General features: G+C 59.9%; 2 protein-coding genes and 1 pseudogene. 2 read left to right on the forward strand and 1 reads right to left on the reverse strand.

Going from position 1 to position 3,692, the window contains the following annotated elements:
* Nucleotides 1-79: 79 nt before the first annotated feature.
* Nucleotides 80-1,567 carry a helicase HerA-like domain-containing protein gene (locus PMI23_RS27240; RefSeq protein ID WP_007912768.1) on the reverse strand — a complete coding sequence of 496 codons (1,488 nt, stop codon included), beginning with the start codon at nucleotides 1,565-1,567 and terminating at the stop codon, nucleotides 80-82.
* Between the two features lie 189 nt (nucleotides 1,568-1,756).
* Between PMI23_RS27240 and PMI23_RS30425 the strand changes: the two are divergent.
* Both PMI23_RS30425 and PMI23_RS30430 read left to right on the forward strand, forming a co-directional pair.
* Nucleotides 1,757-2,788, forward strand: a pseudogene (locus PMI23_RS30425) (HAMP domain-containing protein); the annotation flags it as partial.
* Between the two features lie 93 nt (nucleotides 2,789-2,881).
* Complete coding sequence (locus tag PMI23_RS30430) at nucleotides 2,882-3,646, forward strand: methyl-accepting chemotaxis protein (protein WP_371043227.1); 765 nt, start codon at nucleotides 2,882-2,884, stop codon at nucleotides 3,644-3,646.
* Nucleotides 3,647-3,692: the final 46 nt, after the last annotated feature.

Genomic DNA, 3,692 nt, shown 5'->3' on the forward strand with positions numbered 1-3,692 from the left:
GCTCGCGATAGCGGTGAAACAGTCGACATTGTCGTGACTGGCATACCGCAATCGCGAGCAGGCTCACTCCTACATTAGGTCAGCGGCGTTTGCTGCCACCGAGTAAAGAGCCCATCAAGCCGCGTACCAGTTGTTTGCCAAGGTTATTGGCAGCCTGGCGCATCGCCGATTTCAGCGCTTGCCCGGCAGCGGTGCCGAGGAACTCTCCTGCTCTGTCGGCCAGGCTCGGCTCTTCAGGCGCAGGCTTGCCGGCGGGCGCCTCGGCTTCAGGCGCCAGGCCTTTGCGCCCCATCAGAATTTCATAAGCCGATTCACGATCAATCGGCTTGTCATAGCGCCCCTTGAACGGCGAGCCGGCAATCAGCAGCGTGCGTTCGGTTTCGGTCAGCGGCCCGATCCGCGATTGCGGCGGTGCGACCAGTACGCGCTGAACCATTTCCGGCGTGCCTTTCTCGGTCAGCGTGCCGACCAACGCCTCGCCGATCCCCAATTCAGTCAACACCGACAAACTATCGAACGCCGGATTCGGCCGGAAGCCGTCCGCCACTGCGCGCAGGGATTTCTGCTCTTTGGCGGTAAATGCACGCAAGCCGTGCTGGATGCGCAGGCCAAGTTGCGCCAGCACATCATCGGGTAAATCCGCCGGCGATTGCGTGACGAAATACACGCCAACACCTTTGGAGCGGATCAGGCGCACCACTTGCTCGAGGCGCTCCTGCAAGGCCTTGGGCGTATCGCCAAACAATAAATGCGCCTCATCGAAAAACAACGCCAGCAGCGGTTTGTCGGCATCGCCTCGCTCTGGCAACTGCTCGAACAACTCAGCCAGCAGCCACAACAGGAACGTTGCATAGACTTTCGGCGCCTCGTGCACCAGACGGCTGGCGTCGAGCAGATGAATGCGCCCCCGCCCCTCGGCAGTCGGTTGCAGAATGTCTTCGAGTTGCAGTGCCGGTTCGCCAAACAAGGCTTCGGCGCCCTGCTGCTCAAGGATCGCCAGGCGGCGCAACAGCGCCTGACTGGAACCGGTGGTCATCAACGCCGCGTCTTCGCCCAGCAGTTGCGGATTGTCCTTGAGGTGATTGAGCAGCGCCTTCAGATCTTTCAGATCCAACAGCAACAAGCCCTCGCGATCAGCGACCTTGAAGGCTGCGTAAAGCGCCGATTGCTGGCTGTCAGTCAGTTCCAGCAGGCTGCCGATCAACAGCGGGCCCATTTCACTCAAGGTGGTGCGCAACGGATGACCGGACTCACCGTGGATATCCCACAAGGTCACCGGATACGCCTGCGGCTTGTGGTTGAGCCATGGCATCCCGGCGATACGCTCGGCCACTTTGCCCTGCGGGTTGCCGGCCGCACCGAGACCACACAGATCGCCCTTGATGTCAGCGGCAAATACCGCGACCCCGGCGTCACTGAACGCCTCGGCCAAACGCTGCAAGGTGACGGTTTTACCGGTACCGGTGGCGCCAGCGACCAGTCCGTGGCGGTTCGCCAGGCGCATGGCCTGAGCAATCTGCTGGCCTGCGAGATCGGCGCCGATTACGAGTTGCGAGGAGTCAGGCATTTTGTCACCCAATGGTTAATCTTTGATTACGCATGGCCGATACAGAGGAGTGAGAGACCCGACCACAAGTCAGGCCGGACATTTCCCTAAGGAGAGACGGAAATATCAGCTTGTTTTCACCCTTGCCCATTTTGCGCGCTTCTATAAAAGCACGCCCTGGACATTAAGACCTTAGCGGAACCCCAAGCCATGAACAAAAATCTGCGCTTCAGCCATAAAATTTTGCTTGCCGCCGCCCTCATCGTCATCGCCGCTTTCGCCTCGTTTACGCTGTACAACGACTGGTTGCAGCGCAATGCGATCCGCGATGACCTGAACAACTATCTCAACGAGATGGGCGAAGTCACTGCCGGCAATATCCAGACCTGGCTCAGCGGCCGCATTCTGTTGATCGAGAACGCCGCCCAGAACATCGCCATCAACCCGGAACCGGTCAATGTCGCCAGCCTGCTGGAACAGAAAGCCCTGACCTCGACGTTCATGGCGTCCTACCTCGGTGATGCCACCGGCCACTTCACCATCCGCCCGGATGCGAAGATGCCGGACGGTTTCGATCCACGGGTGCGCCCTTGGTATAAAGGTGCCGAGAGCAGCAGCACCTCGACCCTGACCGAGCCGTACATCGACGCCGCCACTGGCCAGTTGATCATCTCCATCGCCACCGCCTCGAAAAAGGCCGGCCAGAGCGTGGGCGTAGTCGGCGGCGATCTGAGCCTGCAATCGCTGGTCGACACCCTCGCCGCCCGCGATTTTGACGGCATGGGTTATGTGTTCCTGGTCAGTGCCGACGGCAAGATCCTCGTGCACCCGGACAAGGCCTTGGTGATGAAATCACTGAAAGAAGCCTATCCGCAGGACACCCCGCGCATCAGCAGCGACTTCAGTGAAGTCACCGTCGATGGCAAGACCCGCATCGTCACCTTCGCGCCGATCAAAGGCCTGCCGTCAGTGAACTGGTACATCGGTCTGTCGGTGGACAAAGATCAGGCGTTCGCGATGCTCAGCGAGTTCCGCACCTCGGCAGTGATCGCGACAGTGATTGCCGTGGCGATCATCATTGCCCTGCTCGGCATGCTGATCCGCCTGCTGATCCAGCCGCTGCATGTAATGACCCGCGCCATGGAAGACATTGCCGACGGCGAAGGTGATCTGACCAAACGCCTGACCATCGTCAATAACGATGAATTCGGCATCCTCGGTACCGCGTTCAACCGTTTCGTCGAGCGAATTCACGGTTCGATCCGCGAAGTGTCTTCGGCGACCGGCCAGGTTAACGAGGTCGCCCTGCGTGTAGTCGCCGCGTCGAACTCGTCGATGTACAACTCCGATCAGCAAGCCTCGCGCACCAGTAGTGTCGCTGCAGCGATCAATCAGCTTGGTGCTGCGGCGCAGGAAATCGCCCGCAATGCCGCCCAGGCTTCGAATCAGGCCAGCGACGCTCGCGGTCTGGCTGAAGACGGCCAGCAAGTGGTCGATCGCAGCATCAAGGCGATGAATCAACTGTCGAGCATGCTCAGCGCATCGAGCAGCAATATCGAGTCGCTGAACAGCAAGACCGTGAACATCGGTCAGATTCTCGAAGTGATCACCAGCATTTCCCAGCAAACCAACCTGCTGGCGCTCAACGCTGCGATTGAAGCGGCACGTGCCGGTGAGGCCGGCCGTGGTTTTGCCGTGGTGGCCGATGAAGTGCGCAATCTGGCGCACCGTACCCAGGAGTCGGCGCAACAGGTACAGACCATGATCGAGGAGCTGCAGGTTGGCGCTCGTGAATCGGTGAGCACCATGAGCGACAGCCAGCGCCACAGCCAGGACAGCGTCGAGATTGCCAACCTCGCCGGGGAGCGCTTGAACAGCGTGACGCAGCGCATTGGCGAGATCGACGGGATGAATCAGTCGGTGGCCACGGCGACCGAGGAGCAGACCGCTGTTGTGGAATCGATCAACGTCGATATCACCGAGATCAATACGCTGAATCAGGAGGGCGTGGAGAACTTGCAGGCGACGTTGCGTGCTTGTTCGGATCTGGAGCAGCAGGCTTCGCGGTTGAAACAGTTGGTGGGTAGTTTCCGCATCTGAAGATCAAAAGCTTTACCCCCTCACCCCAGCCCTCTCCCCCAGGGGG

The sequence above is a fragment of the Pseudomonas sp. GM24 genome (assembly GCF_000282235.1).
GTDB lineage: Bacteria > Pseudomonadota > Gammaproteobacteria > Pseudomonadales > Pseudomonadaceae > Aquipseudomonas.